The 19,688-nt window shown below is 59.8% G+C and carries 22 protein-coding genes; 15 read left to right on the top strand and 7 right to left on the bottom strand.

What is annotated here, in order from left to right:
• Window positions 1–62 precede the first annotated feature (62 nt).
• The 4 genes from pyrC to mdtH all read right to left on the bottom strand — a co-directional run bounded on the left by pyrC (window position 63) and on the right by mdtH (window position 3,836).
• Window positions 63–1,109: a dihydroorotase gene (gene pyrC / locus DW58_RS06560; RefSeq protein WP_024549139.1), complete on the bottom strand. Its 1,047-nt coding sequence runs from the start codon at window positions 1,107–1,109 to the stop codon at window positions 63–65.
• 132 nt (window positions 1,110–1,241) lie between these two features.
• A complete protein-coding gene (locus DW58_RS06555; RefSeq protein ID WP_024549138.1) occupies window positions 1,242–1,802 on the bottom strand; it encodes a lipoprotein in 561 nt (186 codons plus the stop codon).
• 115 nt (window positions 1,803–1,917) lie between these two features.
• Entirely contained in the window at window positions 1,918–2,565 is a 648-nt protein-coding gene (gene grxB, locus DW58_RS06550; protein ID WP_024549137.1) for a glutaredoxin 2, read from the bottom strand.
• A gap of 62 nt (window positions 2,566–2,627) precedes the next feature.
• Window positions 2,628–3,836, bottom strand: a complete 1,209-nt coding sequence (gene mdtH / locus DW58_RS06545) for a multidrug efflux MFS transporter MdtH (protein WP_024549136.1) — start codon at window positions 3,834–3,836, stop codon at window positions 2,628–2,630.
• A gap of 244 nt (window positions 3,837–4,080) precedes the next feature.
• Here mdtH and rimJ point away from each other — a divergent pair, with 244 nt between their 5' ends.
• The 4 genes from rimJ to murJ all read left to right on the top strand — a co-directional run bounded on the left by rimJ (window position 4,081) and on the right by murJ (window position 7,965).
• The gene (rimJ, locus tag DW58_RS06540; RefSeq protein WP_024549135.1) at window positions 4,081–4,665 is read left to right on the top strand and encodes a ribosomal protein S5-alanine N-acetyltransferase; all 585 of its coding nucleotides are present in this window, start codon (window positions 4,081–4,083) and stop codon (window positions 4,663–4,665) included.
• 9 nt (window positions 4,666–4,674) lie between these two features.
• Entirely contained in the window at window positions 4,675–5,334 is a 660-nt protein-coding gene (locus tag DW58_RS06535) for a YceH family protein (protein WP_024549134.1), read from the top strand.
• Between the two features lie 2 nt (window positions 5,335–5,336).
• Window positions 5,337–6,260: a Gfo/Idh/MocA family protein gene (locus DW58_RS06530; protein WP_024549133.1), complete on the top strand. Its 924-nt coding sequence runs from the start codon at window positions 5,337–5,339 to the stop codon at window positions 6,258–6,260.
• A 169-nt stretch (window positions 6,261–6,429) separates the two neighbouring features.
• Window positions 6,430–7,965 carry a murein biosynthesis integral membrane protein MurJ gene (gene murJ / locus DW58_RS06525; RefSeq protein WP_024549132.1) on the top strand — a complete coding sequence of 512 codons (1,536 nt, stop codon included), beginning with the start codon at window positions 6,430–6,432 and terminating at the stop codon, window positions 7,963–7,965.
• A gap of 164 nt (window positions 7,966–8,129) precedes the next feature.
• On the opposite strand, the gene flgN is transcribed toward murJ, so the two are convergent.
• The 3 genes from flgN to flgA form a co-directional block, all read right to left on the bottom strand.
• Entirely contained in the window at window positions 8,130–8,546 is a 417-nt protein-coding gene (gene flgN, locus DW58_RS06520; protein WP_024549131.1) for a flagella biosynthesis chaperone FlgN, read from the bottom strand.
• A gap of 4 nt (window positions 8,547–8,550) precedes the next feature.
• On the bottom strand, window positions 8,551–8,844 hold the full coding sequence (gene flgM / locus DW58_RS06515) for a flagellar biosynthesis anti-sigma factor FlgM (RefSeq protein WP_024549130.1): 294 nt from the start codon (window positions 8,842–8,844) through the stop codon (window positions 8,551–8,553).
• A 96-nt stretch (window positions 8,845–8,940) separates the two neighbouring features.
• Entirely contained in the window at window positions 8,941–9,600 is a 660-nt protein-coding gene (gene flgA / locus DW58_RS06510) for a flagellar basal body P-ring formation chaperone FlgA (protein WP_024549129.1), read from the bottom strand.
• 154 nt (window positions 9,601–9,754) lie between these two features.
• On the opposite strand from flgA, the gene flgB reads away from it, so the two are divergent.
• The 11 genes from flgB to flgL all read left to right on the top strand — a co-directional run bounded on the left by flgB (window position 9,755) and on the right by flgL (window position 19,630).
• Window positions 9,755–10,171: a flagellar basal body rod protein FlgB gene (gene flgB / locus DW58_RS06505; RefSeq protein ID WP_024549128.1), complete on the top strand. Its 417-nt coding sequence runs from the start codon at window positions 9,755–9,757 to the stop codon at window positions 10,169–10,171.
• Between the two features lie 3 nt (window positions 10,172–10,174).
• Window positions 10,175–10,579 (top strand): flagellar basal body rod protein FlgC, encoded by a 405-nt coding sequence (flgC, locus tag DW58_RS06500; protein ID WP_024549127.1) that lies wholly within the window; start codon window positions 10,175–10,177, stop codon window positions 10,577–10,579.
• Between the two features lie 28 nt (window positions 10,580–10,607).
• A complete protein-coding gene (gene flgD, locus DW58_RS06495) occupies window positions 10,608–11,270 on the top strand; it encodes a flagellar hook assembly protein FlgD (protein WP_409371867.1) in 663 nt (220 codons plus the stop codon).
• Between the two features lie 26 nt (window positions 11,271–11,296).
• Window positions 11,297–12,532, top strand: a complete 1,236-nt coding sequence (gene flgE, locus DW58_RS06490; RefSeq protein ID WP_024549125.1) for a flagellar hook protein FlgE — start codon at window positions 11,297–11,299, stop codon at window positions 12,530–12,532.
• Window positions 12,533–12,552: 20 nt separating this feature from the next.
• Window positions 12,553–13,308: a flagellar basal body rod protein FlgF gene (locus DW58_RS06485; protein WP_024549124.1), complete on the top strand. Its 756-nt coding sequence runs from the start codon at window positions 12,553–12,555 to the stop codon at window positions 13,306–13,308.
• 15 nt (window positions 13,309–13,323) lie between these two features.
• Window positions 13,324–14,106, top strand: a complete 783-nt coding sequence (gene flgG, locus DW58_RS06480) for a flagellar basal-body rod protein FlgG (RefSeq protein WP_024549123.1) — start codon at window positions 13,324–13,326, stop codon at window positions 14,104–14,106.
• A 60-nt stretch (window positions 14,107–14,166) separates the two neighbouring features.
• Window positions 14,167–14,865, top strand: coding sequence for a flagellar basal body L-ring protein FlgH (gene flgH / locus DW58_RS06475; RefSeq protein ID WP_173644476.1), 699 nt, complete (start codon window positions 14,167–14,169; stop codon window positions 14,863–14,865).
• A gap of 12 nt (window positions 14,866–14,877) precedes the next feature.
• Window positions 14,878–15,975 carry a flagellar basal body P-ring protein FlgI gene (locus tag DW58_RS06470; RefSeq protein WP_024549121.1) on the top strand — a complete coding sequence of 366 codons (1,098 nt, stop codon included), beginning with the start codon at window positions 14,878–14,880 and terminating at the stop codon, window positions 15,973–15,975.
• Window positions 15,975–16,922 carry a flagellar assembly peptidoglycan hydrolase FlgJ gene (gene flgJ, locus DW58_RS06465; protein ID WP_024562409.1) on the top strand — a complete coding sequence of 316 codons (948 nt, stop codon included), beginning with the start codon at window positions 15,975–15,977 and terminating at the stop codon, window positions 16,920–16,922. The genes DW58_RS06470 and flgJ overlap by 1 nt, the downstream gene beginning before the upstream one ends.
• Before the next feature lie 75 nt (window positions 16,923–16,997).
• Window positions 16,998–18,653 (top strand): flagellar hook-associated protein FlgK, encoded by a 1,656-nt coding sequence (gene flgK, locus DW58_RS06460; RefSeq protein WP_024549472.1) that lies wholly within the window; start codon window positions 16,998–17,000, stop codon window positions 18,651–18,653.
• A gap of 14 nt (window positions 18,654–18,667) precedes the next feature.
• Entirely contained in the window at window positions 18,668–19,630 is a 963-nt protein-coding gene (gene flgL, locus DW58_RS06455) for a flagellar hook-associated protein FlgL (RefSeq protein ID WP_024549473.1), read from the top strand.
• The last annotated feature ends 58 nt before the right edge of the window (window positions 19,631–19,688 follow it).

The raw sequence follows: 19,688 nt of genomic DNA, 5'->3' as shown, positions 1-19,688 counted from the left end.
CTGTATATGTATACAGTTATAATCGGTGCGTTGCAACAGGGGGCAACAACTATTTTTTTGCGTTACGCTTTGACGCGCCAGCGCACGGTTTCCCCGGCGAGGAACGGGATGATGCTGTCATCACCAAGCGCGATGCTCTCCATGACGCGGCTTTCCTCGCGCACCAGCGAGATCGTCTCCTCGTTCACCGGCAGGCCATAGAAGCGCGGGCCGTTCAGCGAGCAGAAGGCTTCCAGGTGTTCCAGGGCATTCATCTCTTCAAATACCGTGGCATAGGCACCCAGCGCCGTCGGGGCGTTAAAGCAGCCGGCACAGCCGCAGCTCGCCTCTTTGCGCAGACGGGTATGCGGGGCCGAGTCCGTACCGAGAAACGCGCGGGTAAAGCCGCTGGCTACCAGTTCACGCAGCGCCTGCTGGTGGATATTGCGCTTGAGCACCGGCAGGCAGTAGAGGTGCGGACGCACGCCGCCAACCAGCATATGGTTGCGGTTAAACATCAGGTGCTGCGGCGTAATGGTGGCGGCAAGCAGGGCGTTGCCCTCGCGCACATAGTCGGCGGCATCTTTGGTGGTGATGTGTTCGAACACCACTTTCAGGCCCGGCAGACGCTGGCGCAGCGGCTCCATCACCGTTTCGATAAACCGCGCTTCCCGATCGAAAATATCAATATCCGCATGGGTCACTTCCCCGTGCACCAGCAGCGGCATGCCAAGCTTCTCCATGCGCTCAAGCACCGGCATGATGGCGTCAATGCTGGTTACGCCATGGCTGGAGTTGGTGGTGGCGTTTGCCGGGTAGAGCTTGGCAGCGGTAAACACCTTCTCCTGAAACCCGCGTTCGATTTCGTCCGGGTCGAGGGAGTCCGTCAGGTAGCAGGTCATCAGCGGCTCGAAGCGCTGCCCGGCGGGCACCGCATCCAGAATACGCTGGCGATAGGCGCGTGCGGCCTCAACGGTAGTAACCGGCGGCACCAGGTTAGGCATCACGATGGCACGGGCGTAGGTGTTGCTGGTCCAGGGAACCACGGTTTGCAGCATCTCGCCGTCGCGCAAATGAACATGCCAGTCGTCGGGACGGCGAAGAGTAATTACCTGGGGTTGTGCAGTCATGATGTGCTCCGGCTAGAGGGGATCAGTCAGTAATGGCTGGATTTGCGCCGGGCACTAAGCATAGAGGGAAACGTTTTCGTTTGCACTCTTTTCCTGATGCGCGGGAGCACGCGGCCCCCGCGCGGAACGATCTCAGAGCGAGAACGGGATGACGATTTCGCCCGGCTTCACTTCGATGCCGGTGGCGTGTTTTTTCGCCAGGGCTTCACCCTCGCTGCGGTCCTCGCTGAGCACGTAGGCCGGATTCTTGTTGAAGTAGTCGCGCAGGCTCTGGTTGAGCCACGGCAGAACCGACTTCACCGCAGACTGCATTTTCTCCGGCTTAACCGTGGCGTCCACGATGTCCATATCCTGCAGGTAGATCGCGCCTTTCTCTTTATTGAACACCGGCTGCGCTTTGAGCTTCAGCGTGATATCCGCTTTCTGGTTACCAAACAGCGACGTCATATCCAGTGCCGCATCGCCGGAGAGCACGATCTTGTTCGGCTCTTCGCGCCCGATCTGGCTTGCCAGCCTGGTCAGCACGATATGGGCATCGGCAAGGCCGGGCAGGCCGATGTCTTTTGAGAAGTTGTTACGCTTTTCCAGCGCCTGATTGATTTCCTGCTCGCTGACGGTGTACTGGGTCAGCTGGTTACACCCGACCACCAGACCACACAGCACCAGCGCGGCGGCAATAATAATTTTTTTCATGAGGTTCCTCGATGCACGGCCATGTCATTTTCTGACGTGGCCTATCATCGTGGAGCAGAGGGGCAATTACCAGCGGAATTGGCTTAAAAAGCCGGTGCGGACACCGGCTGGAGAGTCAGATGGCGATGGATGACAGCAGATTTACCTGGGTCTGTTTCGCCATATTGTCGCGATAATCCGCCACGCGGGTAGGGAAGTCGACCCCGGCCACCAGCGTCAGGTTGCGCAGCAGCGGGAACAGGTGAATGTCATCTTCAGACAGCTCGCCGTTAACCGCATTCGGCTGCTGGATAAGCTTGTCGAGGTTTCGCAGATCGTCGCTGATGTTTTTAATCAGCCCGGCGGAGTGCGCCATGTGCTCCTCGAACGAGCCGATAGAGGCTTCCTTCTTCTTCGTGAAGTAGGCCCGGGCCTCGGGGGTGGAAAACTCATCGAACGGCGCTTTGGCAATGCGCGGCAGCAGCAGACGGTTGACGTAGCCGTTGACCTTGCGCAGCCACTCTTCAATCGCCGGGTTACGCGCCCCGGTCAGCAGCGGCTTATGATCGAGGTTATCGACGTAGTGGACGATGTCCATGCTTTCAGGCAGATAACGGCTGTCATCTTTTTGCAGAATGGGGGCTACTTTCTGACCCACCATGCGGGTCGGGGTTTCTTCATCATCATTGAGCAGAACCACCAGCTCAACCGGGATATTTTTCAAGCCAAAAATCATGCGCGCCTTCACGCAAAACGGGCAGTGCTCATAGATATATAGCTTCACGTTCTCCTCCAGTTGATCGCTTTCGGACTTTCAGTATGGAAGAGAACGCGGCAGGCGGCAAATCAGGTGCCGGGTTCCAGCATGGTCGGCTCCGGCCGTTTATGGCTGAACTGCCACCACAGCGCAAGGAACGTCACCATGCCGATCACACCCAGCATCAGCCACGGCAGCTCCGGCTGGCCGCTGGCTTTACCGGCGTCATAAAACCAGCCGCCGCCGGTATAGCCCAGCGCGCCGCCAAAGGCCAGGCCGAGGCGGCTGAAGCCCATATAGCTGCCGCGCGCCCGGTAGTCGGCCAGCGCAGCGCTGAGGGTTTCCCGCGCTGGCTCAGCGATGATCGCCCCGAGATAGAACAGGCAGATCAGCATAAACAGCTGCTGCAGGGAGGTGGTTAGCCCCACCGGTAGCAGGCTAAGCGTCATCAGCAGCAGGCCCGCCATCAGACGGTGCTCCAGGCGAAAATGCTTTTCGGTCAGGCGCGCTATCGGGTAGAGCAGGGTCAGGGAGAGCGTCGCTTCGATGGCGTACATCCACTTCACCGCCGCCGGGGTGCCTGCCAGATCGTTGACCATAATGGGCAGCATCAGCATCACCTGCACCGCCAGCATGTAATAGCCGGTGAGCGTCAGCACGTAGGTGACGAAGCGGCGATCGTGCATTACGCGCCCCAACCCCTCGCGCACCGGGATCTTCACGGTCGAGAGCTTCCATGCCGGCAGGTAGATGGCATTAAACAGGGCGCACAGCACAAACACCGCTGCCCCCAGGGCGCACACCAGCCGGAAGTCGTACTGCAGAAGCCAGCTTCCCAGCAGCGCGCCGATCACCGCCCCCGCGCTGTCCTGCATCATCAGCAGCGAGAAAAAGCGCCCGCGCTGCGCGGCCGGCACCAGTTTCACCACCAGCGCCGAGCGCGGCGGATCGAACAGCGTGCCGCCCAGGGCAGAGAGAATGCAGGAGAACCACAGCATCCAGGGGTCCACCGCAATGGCCATGGTCGCGAACCCGGCCGCCCGCATCAGCATGCCGGTGACGATCATCGGCTTGGCGCCGAAGCGGTCGGCAATGGCGCCGCCGAAGATACCGAGGCCCTGCTGGATGAACTGGCGCAGCCCGAGCGCGATCCCCACCATCAGCGCCGCCCAGCCGAGCTGGTCGACAAAGCGGATGGAAATCAGCGGGAAAACCACGAAGAAACCGAGCACGACCAGCATATTGTCTACCAGCAGGAAATATTTACCCAGGCTCCGTGCCTGTGAAACGCTAGCCATTTCCCCTCCGGGAATGCGACGAAAAAGAGTTCTATTTTGCGGGGCCGCCGGTGCTTTTCCCACCCCGCGGGCCACAATATTTTTTATCAAAAAGGCGCTTTGATAGACGCCTTTCATCGAACCCGGTCACGTCCGCTAAAAAAATGACAGGTTACTGTTTTCCTTGTTCTCTTTCCGGCAGGTATAGTTAGCGAATAAACACGAGAAGCGCGCAGGGTTCAGCTGAAGAAAGGAGCAGTAAACGATGTTTGGCTACCGCAGTAATGTGCCGAAAGTAAGACTGACCACCGACCGGCTGGTGGTTCGCCTGGTGTACGACCGCGATGCGTGGCGCCTGGCGGAATACTACGCTGAAAACCGCCAGTTTCTGAAGCCCTGGGAGCCGGTGCGCGACGACAGCCACTGTTATCCTTCGGGCTGGCAGGCGCGCCTGAGCATGATCAATGAGCTGCACAAGCAGGGCAGCGCGTTCTACTTTGCGCTGCTCGACCCGGACGAAACGGAGATCCGCGGGGTGGCCAATTTTTCCAACGTGGTGCGCGGCTCGTTTCACGCCTGCTATCTCGGCTACTCCCTGGGGCAAAAATGGCAGGGGCAGGGGTTAATGTTTGAAGCCCTGACCAGCGCGATTCGCTACATGCAGCGCACCCAACATATTCACCGCATCATGGCGAACTATATGCCGCACAACCAACGCAGCGGGGATCTGCTGGCGCGCCTCGGCTTTGAAAAAGAGGGCTACGCCAAAGACTATCTGCTGATCGACGGCGAATGGCGCGATCATGTCCTCACCGCGTTGACCACCCGCCAGTGGACGCAGGGGCGATAAGGAGAACGGATGAAACATCAGCTGTCAGCTTACGAAACGCGCGTCATCGGCGTGCTGCTGGAAAAACAGGTTACGACCCCGGAGCAGTATCCACTGTCGCTTAATGCAGTGGTAACCGGCTGCAATCAGAAAACTAACCGTGAGCCGGTGCTCAATCTCGACGACGGGCAGGTCCAGGAGGTGCTGGATGCGCTGGTGAAGCGGCACTATCTGCGCACCGTCAGCGGCTTTGGTAATCGGGTCACCAAATATGAGCAGCGCTTCTGCAACTCGGAGTTCGGCAACCTGAAGCTTAGCCCGGCAGAAGTAGCGCTCCTGACCACGCTGCTGCTGCGTGGCCCCCAGACGCCGGGCGAGCTGCGCTTTCGCGCCGCGCGAATGCATGAGTTTGCGGATCTGAACGAGGTGGAAACCTGCCTTGAAGGCCTCGCCGCCCGCGAGGACGGCCCGTTTGTCGCCCGGCTTGAGCGGGAGCCGGGTAAACGTGAGAGCCGCTATATGCACCTGTTCAGCGGCGACGCGGTGCCGGTTGGGGATCAGACCGCGGAAAGTGAGGCGACACACGCCACGCCGGACGTGGGTCTGGAAGCGCGCGTTGCGGCGCTGGAACTGGAGGTGGCCGAGCTGAAAGCGCGGCTGGACTCTCTGCTCGGTCACCTGGGAGAATAAGCATGACGACATTACGCATTGGGGTAGTAGGGCTCGGCGGCATCGCGCAGAAAGCCTGGCTGCCGGTACTGACTCACGCCAGCGGCTGGACGCTGGAAGGGGCATTCTCACCGACCCGTGAAAAAGCGCTGCCGATCTGCGCCGCCTGGCGGATACCCTACGTCGACTCGCTGCAAAACCTGGCGGCGCGCTGCGATGCGGTGTTCGTCCACAGCGCAACGCAAAGCCATTACGAGGTGGTGAGTGCGCTGCTCAACGCCGGGGTTCACGTCTGCGTGGATAAGCCGCTGGCAGATAACCTTGCGGACGCCGAACGGCTGGTGGAGCTGGCCGCGCGCCGCAACCTGACGCTGATGGTGGGCTTTAACCGTCGCTTTGCGCCGCGCTATCAGGCGCTGAAAGCGGTGGTGGGCAACGCCGCTTCGCTGCGCATGGATAAACACCGCAGCGACAGCGTTGGCCCGCACGATCTGCGCTTCACCCTGCTGGATGACTATCTGCACGTGGTGGACACCGCGCTGTGGCTGGCGGGCGACAATGCCCGGCTCGCCAGCGGCGTGCTGCGTACCAACGACCAGGGGCAGATGCTCTACGCCGAGCACCATTTCGCCACCGACGCGGGGCAAATCACCACCAGTATGCACCGCCGCGCGGGAAGCCAGCGCGAGTGGGTGCAGGCGGTGACCGACGGCGGCCTCTATGAGGTGACCGATATGCGCGAGTGGCGCGAGGAGCGGGGCGCAGGAGTGGTCACCGCACCGGTGCCCGGCTGGCAAAGCACCCTTGAGCAGCGCGGTTTTGTTGGCTGCGCCCATCACTTTATTGAGTGCGTGACAAATCAGACGGTTCCGCAAACCGCCGGCGAGCAGGCGCTGATGGCGCAGCGCATCGTGGAAAAGCTCTGGCGCGCGGCGATGAACGAATAAGGCGTGTAGTAATTCCGCTGGACTTGAGTAGACTAGGCGCTTCGCTGATGACCGACGCCTGCTTTTGCCGGCGTCTGCCCGCCTTTTTCGATCGCTACGCGTAGCGCAGCTGGCCTGCAAGGCCAGTCTCTATCCGGGCGGGCATGTGTGTTTATGGATCCTGACACTGATGAACCTGTTAAAATCGCTGGCCGCCGTCAGCTCGATGACCCTGTTTTCGCGCGTGCTGGGTTTTGCACGCGACGCCATTGTGGCGCGGGTGTTTGGCGCCGGAGTGGCGACCGACGCCTTCTTCGTGGCGTTCAAGCTGCCCAACCTGCTGCGCCGCATCTTTGCCGAAGGCGCCTTTTCCCAGGCGTTCGTGCCGATCCTCGCAGAGTACAAAAATAAACAGGGCGAAGACGCCACCCGGGTGTTTATCGCCTATGTATCGGGCCTGCTGACCCTTGCGCTTGCGATTGTCACCGTGGCCGGGATGTTGGCTGCGCCCTGGGTGATCCTGGTCACCGCGCCGGGCTTTGCCGACACCCCGGACAAGTTCGCGCTCACCTCCCAACTGCTGCGCATCACCTTTCCCTATATTCTGCTGATTTCCCTGGCGTCGCTGGTGGGGGCCATCCTCAATACCTGGAACCGGTTTTCAGTCCCGGCCTTCGCGCCGACGTTTTTAAACGTCAGCATGATCGGCTTTGCGCTGTTTGCCGCGCCGTACTTTAACCCGCCGGTGCTGGCCCTGGCCTGGGCGGTGACCGTGGGCGGCATCCTGCAGCTGGTGTATCAGCTTCCGCATCTGAAAAAGATCGGCATGCTGGTGCTGCCGCGCATTAACCTGCGCGATGCCGGGGCGATGCGCGTGGTCAGGCAGATGGGGCCGGCGATTTTGGGCGTCTCCGTTGGTCAGATTTCACTGATCATCAACACCATCTTCGCCTCGTTCCTCGCCTCCGGCTCCGTCTCCTGGATGTACTACGCCGACCGTCTGATGGAGTTCCCGTCCGGCGTGCTGGGTGTGGCGCTGGGTACCATCCTGCTGCCGTCGCTGGCGAAAACCGTCTCCAGCGGCAACCAGGATGAATACTGCCGCCTGATGGACTGGGGGCTGCGCCTGTGCTTCCTGCTGGCGCTGCCGTGCGCCGTGGCGCTGGCGATCCTCGCCGGGCCGCTGACGGTTTCCCTGTTCCAGTACGGTAAGTTCACCGCCCATGATGCGGCGATGACCGAGCGGGCGCTGATCGCCTACTGCGTCGGGCTGATGGGCATCATTATGGTGAAGGTGCTGGCGCCGGGCTTCTACGCCCGCCAGGACATTAAAACGCCGGTGCGGATTGCTATCGTTACGCTGATCATGACCCAGCTGATGAACCTGGCGTTTATCGGCCCGCTGAAGCATGCCGGTCTGGCGCTGTCGATTGGTCTGGCGGCCTGCCTGAATGCCAGCCTGCTTTACTGGCAGCTGCGCAAGCGTGATATTTTCACCCCGCTGCCGGGCTGGCGCGGTTTTCTGCTGCGTCTGATCGTTGCGGTACTGGTGATGGCCGCCGTGCTGTTCGGCGTACTCCACCTGATGCCTGCGTGGGGCGAGGGCACGATGCTCTGGCGGCTGCTGCGCCTGATGGCGGTGGTGGTTATTGGGGCAGGGAGCTACTTCGCGACGCTGGCGCTGCTCGGTTTCCGACCGCGGGACTTCGCCCGCCGCACGGTGTAGCGCACGCGCAATGGATTTACGCCGTCACGCTGTGGCGGCGTCGTCTTCGCAACGTCTCCGCGTTGATGAAAGCGGCACAGCACCGCCAAAAAAAGCCAACAACAAAGCCCGGCATATCCGGGCTTTGTTATGTCCGATCGGCAGCGTCCGGGCAGGACGTCGGGTCAGATAGAGATCTTCTTGCCGCCGCGACTGAGGGTCGAGGCGTGACCGTCTGCACCATAGAGCCCTGGCTCCTGGTGCGGCTTAAGCACTTCAAGGGCGCGCTGATTGAGTGCGATCTGCCCTTCAAGCAGCCAGCCGTTGTGTTGGTTCAGCTCCCGCAGATGCTGGGTCTTACGGGTAATCATCTGCCAGCGATCCGCGATGTCATCGCCACGATTAACGCTCTGCTCCGCGCGCCGCTGCTGCTCGAGATAGTCGAGCGTCGCCAGCAGCGAGCTTTTTTCTTCGGTAATACGCTGGAGCGTACTGCTGTTAATCTGTCCGGCGGATAAGTGTAGCTGCTCGGCGTCCATCACCTCTTTGAGTGAATTCAGGACGGTGGTCATTTGGTCCAACACTTCTGACAGACGGCTCATACCATTAATTATCCTGCAGGTAACTCTGTGCTTCGGAAATCAGTGCGTCAGCGATCTTACCGGTATCCATTTTCAACTCACCGTTACGGATAGCGGTTTTCAGCGCTTCAACTTTTTCCATGTTGATATCGCTTGCGCCCGGCTGCATCAGGCTGGACTGCGCCGTGCTGAGGGTCACATTGGCACTGCTGGCGGTCAGCGCTTTTTCAAGACGCGTTTTCTGCGGCAGGGCTTCGTTTGGTTCACGTGACTGTACGGTGCTAACCGGTTTTACAGGTGACGTACGATCAATGCTCATTCATTAGTCCTCATCGAGGGGGCTCAGGGGTCAACAGAGCCTGTCATCATCAGTTGTTGATTATCTATCGGCAGCATTCCTGAAACCTTTACGCTATTACAGGTTTATAAGAATATTCCCATCAGGATTGACCGTTCCGCTCACCACCTGACCCGATGCCATACGTACTCTGGCGTTCTGCGCCACGGCGGCATTGTTCAGCGCCTGGCCCTCGCTGTTGACGCTAAACCCGTCTCCGCTGGCGACCACCATCACGCGCTGACCCGCCTTCACGCGCCATGCCTGGCGCACCATCGACAGCATCACTGCCTGACCTGGCGCCAGATCGCGCAATGTTACCGCATCCTGTGCCTGAGTGATATCCAGCATGGCGCGCGGCGGCAGCTGATCGAGCCGCCCACGCGTCAGGATCACGCTGCGTTCGTTAAGCGTGGTCCCGCGCGGGATGGCTTCCGACGCCACCACGTAATTCCCTGTCGCCTGCACCGTCACCTGAATATAGCGTTTCTCGCCGGGGCAGCGCGCCACCACGTTGAGGTTGCCCCACAGCCGCGCGTTGCCAGGCATGCTCAGCGCCGGTTGCTCACAGGAGGGCAGCAGATTGTCGGGCGTACGCACCGTAACGTTAATTTCATCGCTGATACCGGCGAGACGCGTCGCGAAAAACTGTGTGAGCTGCGGCTCAATAGCAGACGCAAACGCTACCTGACTTAACAGTAGAAAGGTTGCGGCAGTAAGGCGGAGCAGGTTTTTCATCGTGGCCCTCCGGTAATGAATGACGAAGAGTGTACAAGGTTGGTCAAACCTTCAACGCAATAAATAGCGACGCATTTTGCGCTTATTCCGTCGATAACGCGCGCGCCATGAGAATTAAGCTGTCGGCCATAACTTTGCAATCAGCGGAGGAACCATGATCGACAAACTCGACGCTACGCTGCGTTTTGAACAAGAGGCGCTCAACCTGCGTGCTCAGCGTCAGGAGATCCTGTCAGCCAATATCGCGAACGCGGATACCCCCGGGTATCAGGCGCGCGATATTGATTTTTCCAGCGAGCTCAAAAAAGTAATGGAGCGGGGACGTGCCGACGGCAGCGGTGTGGCGTTGTCGATGACCTCCGCGCGCCATATTCCTGCCCAGACGCATACGGCACCGTCGCTTGACCTGAAGTACCGCATTCCCGATCAGCCGTCGATGGATGGCAACACCGTCGATATGGATCGCGAGCGTACCCAGTTCGCCGACAACAGCCTGAAGTATCAGTCTGACCTCCAGTTCATCGGTGGGCAGATCAAAAGCATGATGTCCGTCCTCTCCAATGGTGGGTAACCGATGGCTTTACTGAACATTTTTGATATTGCCGGTTCGGCGATGACCGCGCAGTCCAAGCGCATGAACGTGGCGGCCAGTAACCTGGCGAACGCCGACAGCGTCACCGGCCCGGACGGTCAGCCGTACCGCGCTAAGCAGGTGGTGTTTCAGGTTGATGCCCCGGCAGGCGCTGCCACCGGCGGTGTGAAGGTCAGCAGCGTGGTGGAAAGCCAGGCGCCGGACAAGCTGGTGTACGAGCCGGGTAATCCGCTGGCCGACGGCAACGGCTATGTGCGTATGCCGAACGTCGATGTGGTCGGCGAAATGGTGAACTCCATGTCAGCGTCCCGCAGCTATCAGGCCAACGTTGAAGTGCTGAACACCGTCAAAACCATGATGCTTAAGACGCTGACCATCGGTCAATAAGGGGCGATAAATGGCCATTGAACCAACCATGAACACGACCTCCGGCGTTAGCAACACCAGCGCAACGACCTCAGGCAGCAGCATTACCGGCAGCAATGCCAACGACCTACAGAGCAGCTTTCTGACGCTGTTGGTGGCCCAGTTGAAAAACCAGGACCCCACCAACCCGATGGAAAACAACGAACTGACCACACAGCTGGCGCAGATCAGCACCGTGAGCGGTATCGAAAAACTGAACACCACGCTGGGTTCAATCTCAGGCCAGATCGATAACAGCCAGTCTCTGGCGGCCAGCGCGCTTATCGGTCACGGCGTGATGATCCCGGGTTCCACCATCCTTGCTGGCAACAAGACCACGACGCCGTTTGGCGTGGAGCTGGTGCAGAGCGCGGATAAAGTCACCGCCACCGTTACCGATAAGAGCGGGGCAGTGGTGCGCACGATTGACGTCGGCGCACTGACGGCGGGTGTTCATACCTTTAGCTGGGACGGCACGCTGGCCGACGGCTCTGCCGCACCGGACGGATCCTACAACGTATCCATCAGTGCCAGCAGCGGTGGCACTCAGCTGGTTGCGCAGCCTCTGCACTTTGCACTGGTGAACGGAATTACCCGCAGTAACGGAGAGAACCTGTTGGACCTGGGTACCTACGGGACCACGTCTCTCGACAAGGTTCGTCAAATTATTTAAGCCTTTTATCTTATCAGGAGTAAGACATGGCCTTTTCACAAGCGGTCAGCGGCCTGAATGCTGCGAGCACCAACCTCGACGTAATTGGCAACAACATTGCCAACTCCGCGACCTATGGCTTCAAATCCGGTTCCGTCTCGTTTGCCGACATGTTTGCCGGCTCTAAAGCGGGCCTCGGCGTAAAAGTTGCCGGGATCACCCAGGACTTCGGCGACGGCGTTACCACCAACACCGGCCGTAAGCTGGACGTGGCGGTAAGCCAGAATGGTTTCTTCCGCCTGGTAGATACCAACGGTTCCGTCTACTACAGCCGTAACGGCCAGTTCAAAGTAGACCAGAACAGCAACCTGGTGAACATGCAGGGCATGTCCGTGACCGGTTACCCGGCTGCCGGTACGCCGCCGACCATCCAGCAGGGCGCTGACCCGATTGCGCTGACCATCCCGACCGGCCAGATGCCGGCCCGCGCGACCAATACCGCGCAGCTGGTAATGAACCTGAACTCGTCTGACGATGTGACCACGTTGACCGCCGCTAACCCGTTCGACCCGGCTAACTCCGACACCTATAACAAAAGCGTACCGCTGACCGTCTATGACAGCCTCGGTAACGACCACAACGTGAAGCTGTACTACGTGAAGACCGGCGCGAACACCTGGGACGTCTATAACATGGACACCAGCGTGACCACCGCCGCGCCGGCTACGCCGCTGACCACCCTGACCTTCACGCAGAGCGGCGCGCTGGAGTCCGTGGGCGGTGTTGCAGGCGCAACCCAGGTGAACATTCCTATGGCCAGCCTCAACGGCTCCGCTGCCGGTAACTTCACCCTGAGCTTTGCGGGTTCTACCCAGCAGAATACCGGTGCTAACACCCTGTTGAGCTCCAACCAGAACGGCTACAAGCCGGGCGACCTGGTGGGCTATGACATCAATGACGACGGCACCATCGTAGGTAACTACTCCAACGATCAGAAACAGCTGCTTGGTCAGATCGTACTGGCGGGCTTCGCTAACCCGGAAGGCCTGACCTCTCAGGGCGACAACGTCTGGTCTGCGACCACCGCATCCGGCGTTGAACTGCTGGGCGCAGCCGGTACCGGTAACCTCGGTAAGCTGACCAGCGGTGCACTGGAAGCCTCAAACGTGGATCTGAGTAAAGAACTGGTGAACATGATCGTCGCGCAGCGTAACTATCAGTCGAACGCGCAGACCATCAAAACCCAGGACTCGATCCTCAACACCCTGGTTAACCTGCGCTAAGCGACTAACGGGACGGCTTAATGGATCACGCAATATATACCGCCATGGGCGCGGCCAGTCAGACCCTGAACCAACAGGCGGTGACGGCCAGCAACCTGGCCAACGCCTCCACCCCAGGCTTCCGTGCGCAGCTCAACGCGCTGCGCGCCGTGCCGGTAGAGGGGCTGTCGCTGCCAACCCGTACGCTGGTGACGGCGTCAACTCCTGGCGCCAACATGACGCCCGGGGATCTGGACTACACCACGCGTCCGCTGGACGTGGCGCTGCAGCAGGACGGCTGGCTGGCGGTGCAGGGTGCTGACGGTGCGGAAGCCTATACCCGCAACGGTAACATCCAGGTGAACGCCACCGGACAGCTGACCATCATGGGTCGTCCGGTTATGGGCGACGGCGGCCCGATCGTGGTGCCGGAAGGCGCTCAGGTCACTATCGCCGCGGACGGTACCATTTCGGCGCTCAATCCGGGCGATGCCCCGAATACCGTGGCACCGGTGGGACGTCTGAAGCTGGTGAAAGCGGAAGGCAACGAGGTAGTGCGCGGCGATGACGGGCTGTTCCGTCTCAATGCCCAGGCGCGTCAGGCGCGTGGCGCGGTGCTCCAGCCGGACCCGACCATTCGCGTAATGGCCGGCGTGCTTGAGGGGAGTAACGTGAAGCCCGTCGAAGCGATGACCGACATGATTGCCAACGCGCGTCGCTTTGAGATGCAGATGAAAATCATCTCCAGCGTCGATGAAAACGAGCAGCGAGCCAACCAGCTCCTGTCGATGAGCTAATAAACAGGACTTACTATGATCAGTTCATTATGGATCGCCAAAACCGGTCTGGACGCGCAGCAAACCAACATGGATGTCATCGCCAACAACCTGGCGAACGTGAGCACCAACGGTTTTAAACGCCAGCGCGCGGTATTTGAAGATCTGCTGTACCAGACCATCCGCCAGCCGGGAGCGCAGTCCTCCGAGCAGACCACGCTGCCGTCCGGTTTACAGATCGGTACCGGTGTGCGTCCGGTGGCTACCGAGCGTCTTCACAGCCAGGGTAACCTGGCGCAGACCAACAACAGCAAAGACGTCGCGGTAAAAGGGCAGGGCTTCTTCCAGATCCTGCTGCCGGACGGCACCTCGGCTTACACCCGTGACGGTTCGTTCCAGGTTGACCAGAACGGCCAGCTGGTGACCGCCGGTGGTTTCCAGGTTCAGCCTGCGATCACCATCCCGGCGAACGCCCTGAGCATCACCGTCGGTCGTGACGGTGTGGTCAGCGTGACCCAGCAGGGTACCGCGGCACCGGTTCAGGTGGGTCAGATCAACCTCACCACCTTTATGAACGACAGCGGTCTGGAAAGTATTGGTGAAAACCTCTACACCGAAACCCTGGCGTCCGGGGCGCCGAACGAGAGCACCCCAGGCCTCAACGGCGCGGGCCTGCTGTATCAGGGGTATGTGGAAACCTCTAACGTTAACGTCGCAGAAGAGCTGGTGAATATGATCCAGGTTCAGCGCGCTTACGAAATCAACAGTAAAGCGGTCTCTACCACAGACCAGATGCTGCAAAAACTGACGCAACTCTAAGGTCGGACTCAGCGTGGCGGCTTGTCGCCACGCTGACCACCTAAACTGAAGATGAAAGCAATGCAAAAAACCGGTGCGCAATTCAACCCTTTAGTGATGACTCTGGCGCTTGCCCTGACAGGCTGCGCATGGGTGCCTTCAACACCATTGGTTCAAGGGGCGACAACCGCTCAGCCCGTACCTGCGCCCGCGCCGGTCGTTAACGGATCCATTTTCCAGTCGGTACAGCCGATCAACTACGGCTACCAGCCGCTGTTTGAAGACCGCCGTCCACGTAACGTCGGCGACACGCTGACTATCCAGCTGCAGGAAAACGTCAGCGCGAGCAAAAGCTCGTCAGCGAACGCCAGCCGCAGCAGCTCCAGCAAATTTGGCTTCGACGCCGTACCGCGTTATCTCGAAGGGCTGTTTGGCAACGCGCGTGCCGACATGAGCGCCTCGGGCGACAACGGCTTTAACGGTAAAGGCGGCGCCAACGCAAACAACACCTTCAGCGGCACGCTGACCGTGACCGTCGATCAGGTGCTGGCAAACGGCAACCTGCACGTGGTGGGTGAGAAACAGATCGCCATCAATCAGGGCACAGAATTTATTCGCTTCTCGGGCGTAGTTAACCCGCGCACGATTAGCGGCACGAATACGGTTCCGTCCACACAGGTGGCGGATGCCCGTATCGAATATGTCGGCAACGGCTATATCAACGAAGCGCAGAACATGGGTTGGCTGCAGCGCTTCTTCCTTAATTTATCGCCGATGTAAGCGGGGTGAAACATGCTTAAATCACTGCTCGGAATGGTTCTGCTGCTGGTGACTACGGTCAGCCAGGCAGAGCGCATTCGCGACCTTACCAGCGTGCAGGGCGTGCGCCAGAACTCCCTTATCGGCTACGGCCTGGTGGTGGGGCTGGACGGTACCGGTGACCAGACGACGCAAACGCCGTTTACCACCCAGACCCTGAACAACATGCTCTCCCAGCTCGGCATCACCGTGCCGACCGGCACTAACATGCAGCTGAAAAACGTGGCGGCGGTAATGGTCACGGCGAACTTCCCGGCCTTCGGTCGCCAGGGGCAGGCCATCGACGTGGTGGTCTCCTCCATGGGTAACGCCAAAAGCCTGCGCGGCGGTACGCTGCTGATGACCCCGCTGAAAGGCGTGGATAATCAGGTGTACGCCCTGGCGCAGGGGAACATCCTGGTCGGCGGTGCCGGCGCTTCCGCCGGCGGCAGCAGCGTGCAGGTGAACCAGCTTAACGGCGGGCGTATCACCGGCGGGGCGATGATTGAGCGTGAACTGCCGAGCCAGTTTGGTTCCGGCAACACCATCAACCTGCAGCTGAACAACGAAGACTTCACCCTGGCGCAGCAGATCACCGACACCATCAACCGCGCCCGCGGCTACGGCAGCGCCACCGCACTGGATGCGCGTACCGTACAGATCCGCGTGCCGACCGGTGGCAGTTCACAGGTGCGGATGCTGGCTGATATCCAGAACCTGCAGGTTAACGTAGCGACACAGGATGCGAAGATCATCATTAACTCCCGCACGGGCTCGGTGGTGATGAACCGCGAAGTGACGCTCGACAGCTGCGCCGTGGCGCAGGGCAACCTCTCTGTTACCGTCAACCAGAACCTGAACGTCAGCCAGCCGGATACCCCGTTTGGTGGCGGCCAGACCGTGGTGACGCCGCAGACCCAGATCGATCTGCGTCAGGAAGGCGGCTCGCTGCAGAGCGTACGCGCCAGCGCCAACCTGAACAGCGTTATCCGTGCGCTCAACGCGCTGGGTGCCACGCCGATGGAGCTGATGTCCGTTATTCAGGCGATGGAAAGTGCAGGCTGTCTGCGTGCCAAAGTGGAAATTATCTGATGCTGACCGATAGCAAGCTGCTGGCCAGCGCGGCGTTCGACGCCCGCTCGCTCAACGACCTGAAATCCCAGGCGGGCAAAGACCCGCAGGGCAACCTCAAGCAGGTTGCCCGCCAGGTGGAAGGGATGTTTGTCCAGATGATGCTGAAAAGCATGCGTGAGGCGCTGCCGAAAGACGGCATGTTCAGCAGCGACCAGACGCGGCTTTATACCAGCATGTACGACCAGCAGATTGCGCAGCATATGACCGCGGGGAAAGGACTGGGCCTTGCGGATCAGATGGTCAAGCAGATGGGCGGCGAGGTGCAGGCACCGGTCGAAGACGCCGCCCAGGTGCCGATGAAGTTCCCGCTGGAAACGGTGACCAGTTATCAAAATCAGACGCTGACCCAGATGGTGCGCAGCGCGGTGCCGAAGCCACCGTCCAGTGATGAACCGCTGAGCGGCGACAGCAAAGACTTCCTGGCGCAGCTTGCGCTTCCGGCACGTCTTGCCAGCCAGCAGAGCGGTATTCCGCACCACCTGATCCTCGCCCAGGCGGCGCTGGAGTCAGGCTGGGGTCAGCGGCAGATCAAAACCGAAAGCGGCGAGCCGAGCTTCAACCTGTTTGGCGTGAAGGCGTCCGGCAGCTGGAAGGGGCCGGTCACCGAGATCACCACCACCGAATTCGAGAACGGCGAAGCGAAGAAAGTGAAGGCGAAGTTCCGCGTCTACGGCTCCTATCTGGAAGCGCTCTCCGACTACGTCGGGCTGCTGACCCGCAACCCACGCTATGCGGCGGTGACTACCGCGGCCACGCCGGAGCAGGGCGCACAGGCGCTGCAAAGCGCGGGCTACGCCACGGATCCGAACTACGCGCGCAAGCTCAACGGCATGATTCAGCAGCTGAAAGCCATGAGTGAGAAAGTAAGCAAAACCTACAGCAACGATCTGTCGAATCTGTTCTGAAATTTCTCAAGTTTGCGGTGGTCCTGCCGATAAATTTCATCAGGACTACTGTCTGATTGTTCATAAGGAACCTCCATGTCTAGCTTGATTAATAGTGCGATGAGTGGCCTGGGTGCGGCTCAAAACGCACTCAATACGGTGAGTAATAATATTTCTAACTATAACGTTGCCGGTTACACCCGTCAGACCACGGTTCTGGGGCAAACAAACAGCACCCTGAGTTCCGGTGGCTGGGTTGGAAACGGCGTTTACGTTTCCGGCGTGCAGCGCGAATATGACACCTTTGTCACCAACCAGCTGCGCGCGGCCGAAAACCAGGGCAGCGGTCTGACCTCGCGCTATCAGCAGATGTCTAAAATCAACGACATGCTCTCCGGTACCACCAATAACATCTCCACCACCATGCAGGATTTCTTTAAATCCATGCAGACCCTGGTGAGCAACGCCGAAGATCCGGCGGCGCGTCAGACCCTGCTCGGCAAAGCCGATGGCGTGGTCAGCCAGTTAAAAGTGGTGGACAACTACCTGCGCGAGCAGGGTACGCAGATCAATACCGCGATTACCGCAAGCGTTGAGCAGATCAATAACTACTCGACCCAGATCGCCAATCTGAACAACCAGATCACCCGTATGACCGCGATGGGCAGCGGCCAGACCCCGAACGACCTGCTCGATCAGCGCGATCAGCTGATCAACCAGCTTAACCGCGTGGTGGGCGTGGACGTCTCTATTCAGGATGGCGGCACCGTCAACCTGACCATGGCAAACGGCTACACCCTGGTACAGGGCACCACCGCTAACCAGCTGGCAGCCGTTCCGTCTAACGGGGATCCATCCCGTATGGCCGTCGCCTACGTCGACAAAATCGCCGGCAATATTGAGATCCCGGAAAAGCTCATCACCACCGGCTCGCTTGGCGGCCTGATGACCTTCCGCGCACAGGATCTGGACCAGGCACGCAACAGCCTCGGCCAGCTGGCGGTCTCCTTCGCCGATTCGTTCAACAAGCAGCATCAGTTGGGCTTTGACGCAGAAGGCAACGCGGGCCAGAAATTCTTCAACTTCGGCGGCTCCACCACGCTCGCTAACGCCCGTAACACCGGGACGGCCGCGCTGACCACCAGCATGACCGACAGCGGCGCGATGAAGGCCACGGATTACAAACTGGCGTTCAACGGCACCGACTGGACCGTAACCCGTCTGTCTGATAACACCACCGCCACTGCGACCGTGACCGACGATGGCGCGGGCAACATCACCGGGCTGGAGTTTGACGGCCTGAAGGTGGATATCACCGGTGCGGCGGCGAGCAAAGACAGCTTTGTGATCAAGCCTTACGACGGGGCCATAATCGAAATGGACGTTAACGTCCACGAAGAGAAAGACATTGCCATGGCGGCCGACCCGACCGCGGGCGAGAGCGACAACCGTAACGGCCAGGCGCTGCTCGATCTGCAAAACCGCAAAACCGTTGGCGGCAATAAAACCTTCAACGATGCCTACGCGGCGATGGTCAGCACCGTGGGTAACACCACCAATACCCTGAAGACGTCCAGCACGACGCAGGGCAACGTGGTGACGCAGCTTACCAACCAGCAGCAGTCGGTCTCCGGGGTTAACCTCGATGAAGAGTACGGCAACCTGCAGCGCTACCAGCAGTACTACCTGGCGAACGCGCAGGTACTGCAAACCGCATCAGCACTGTTTGATGCCATTCTCCAGATTCGTTAACAGGGAACAGCACGATGCGTATTAGCACCCAAATGATGTATCAGCAGAGCATGCGCGGCATCAGCGATGCCCAGAGCACCTGGCTGAACTACGGTGAGCAGATGTCCACCGGCAAACGCGTTAACCGCCCGTCTGACGATCCGATCGCCGCCGCCCAGGCCGTGGTGCTCTCGCAGGCCCAGGCGCAGAACAGCCAGTATGCGGTGGCACGCGACTTTGCGAACCAGAAAATTTCGCTGGAAACCACCGTTCTGAGCCAGGCGACGACGGTTATTACCTCGGCGCAGGAGAAGGTGGTGTATGCCGCGAACGGCACCCTGAGCGACGACGACCGTGCTTCACTCGGTACGGAACTGCAGGGGTTACGCGATCAGCTGCTGAACCTGGCGAACAGCACCGACGGTAACGGCCGCTTTATCTTCGCCGGCTACCAGACCCAGAGCGCACCGTTCACCGGTGCGGCGGGCAGCGTCACCTACGGCGGCGGCACCGAGAGCATCACTCAGAACGTTGACAGCTCGCGTACCATGGTTGTTGGTCATATCGGCAGCGATGTGTTCGACCGCGTTACCAGCAACGCTATTCCTGAGCCGGACGGTTCCCCGAGCGAAACCAACGTGTTCAACATGCTGGATACCGCGATTGCGGCACTGAATACACCGATGGAAGGGCTGAGCGATGCAGACCAGCAGGCGCTGCGTGACGTCGTGGCGAAAACCTCGCGCGGTCTGAAAAACTCCCTGAACAACGTTTCGACCGTGCAGGCCGAACTGGGTACGCAGCTTAACGAGCTGGATAACCTGGATTCACTCGGTGCGGACCGCAAGCTGATTCAGACCTCGCAGATGAGTTCGCTGGTGGACGTGGACTGGAACGAAACCATCTCCAACTACACCATGCAGCAGGCTGCACTGCAGGCATCCTATAAGTCGTTCACCGATATGCAGGGTATGTCGCTCTTCCAGCTGAACAGATAAACGTTTTACCTCTTTGGCATGTCTGGAAACTGGGCATGTTTTTTACGCCCGCTCCCTT

This window comes from Siccibacter turicensis LMG 23730 (genome assembly GCF_000463155.2).
Taxonomy (GTDB): Bacteria; Pseudomonadota; Gammaproteobacteria; order Enterobacterales; family Enterobacteriaceae; genus Siccibacter; species Siccibacter turicensis.
Note: the sequence above shows the minus strand (reverse complement) of the source record. Positions and strands in the feature narration are given on the sequence as shown.

What these genes read in the sequence shown, in the direction of transcription:
- DW58_RS06530 (WP_024549133.1), top strand. Translation starts at nt 5,337, where the DNA reads ATGACGACATTACGCATTGGGGTAGTAGGGCTCGGCGGCATCGCGCAG.
- mdtH (WP_024549136.1), bottom strand. Translation starts at nt 3,836, where the DNA reads ATGGCTAGCGTTTCACAGGCACGGAGCCTGGGTAAATATTTCCTGCTG.
- flgK (WP_024549472.1), top strand. Translation starts at nt 16,998, where the DNA reads ATGTCTAGCTTGATTAATAGTGCGATGAGTGGCCTGGGTGCGGCTCAA.
- DW58_RS06485 (WP_024549124.1), top strand. Translation starts at nt 12,553, where the DNA reads ATGGATCACGCAATATATACCGCCATGGGCGCGGCCAGTCAGACCCTG.
- flgH (WP_173644476.1), top strand. Translation starts at nt 14,167, where the DNA reads ATGCAAAAAACCGGTGCGCAATTCAACCCTTTAGTGATGACTCTGGCG.
- flgJ (WP_024562409.1), top strand. Translation starts at nt 15,975, where the DNA reads ATGCTGACCGATAGCAAGCTGCTGGCCAGCGCGGCGTTCGACGCCCGC.
- DW58_RS06535 (WP_024549134.1), top strand. Translation starts at nt 4,675, where the DNA reads ATGAAACATCAGCTGTCAGCTTACGAAACGCGCGTCATCGGCGTGCTG.
- DW58_RS06555 (WP_024549138.1), bottom strand. Translation starts at nt 1,802, where the DNA reads ATGAAAAAAATTATTATTGCCGCCGCGCTGGTGCTGTGTGGTCTGGTG.
- flgL (WP_024549473.1), top strand. Translation starts at nt 18,668, where the DNA reads ATGCGTATTAGCACCCAAATGATGTATCAGCAGAGCATGCGCGGCATC.
- rimJ (WP_024549135.1), top strand. Translation starts at nt 4,081, where the DNA reads ATGTTTGGCTACCGCAGTAATGTGCCGAAAGTAAGACTGACCACCGAC.
- DW58_RS06470 (WP_024549121.1), top strand. Translation starts at nt 14,878, where the DNA reads ATGCTTAAATCACTGCTCGGAATGGTTCTGCTGCTGGTGACTACGGTC.
- flgB (WP_024549128.1), top strand. Translation starts at nt 9,755, where the DNA reads ATGATCGACAAACTCGACGCTACGCTGCGTTTTGAACAAGAGGCGCTC.
- flgC (WP_024549127.1), top strand. Translation starts at nt 10,175, where the DNA reads ATGGCTTTACTGAACATTTTTGATATTGCCGGTTCGGCGATGACCGCG.
- flgD (WP_409371867.1), top strand. Translation starts at nt 10,608, where the DNA reads ATGAACACGACCTCCGGCGTTAGCAACACCAGCGCAACGACCTCAGGC.
- flgG (WP_024549123.1), top strand. Translation starts at nt 13,324, where the DNA reads ATGATCAGTTCATTATGGATCGCCAAAACCGGTCTGGACGCGCAGCAA.
- flgA (WP_024549129.1), bottom strand. Translation starts at nt 9,600, where the DNA reads ATGAAAAACCTGCTCCGCCTTACTGCCGCAACCTTTCTACTGTTAAGT.
- pyrC (WP_024549139.1), bottom strand. Translation starts at nt 1,109, where the DNA reads ATGACTGCACAACCCCAGGTAATTACTCTTCGCCGTCCCGACGACTGG.
- flgE (WP_024549125.1), top strand. Translation starts at nt 11,297, where the DNA reads ATGGCCTTTTCACAAGCGGTCAGCGGCCTGAATGCTGCGAGCACCAAC.
- flgM (WP_024549130.1), bottom strand. Translation starts at nt 8,844, where the DNA reads ATGAGCATTGATCGTACGTCACCTGTAAAACCGGTTAGCACCGTACAG.
- flgN (WP_024549131.1), bottom strand. Translation starts at nt 8,546, where the DNA reads ATGAGCCGTCTGTCAGAAGTGTTGGACCAAATGACCACCGTCCTGAAT.
- murJ (WP_024549132.1), top strand. Translation starts at nt 6,430, where the DNA reads ATGAACCTGTTAAAATCGCTGGCCGCCGTCAGCTCGATGACCCTGTTT.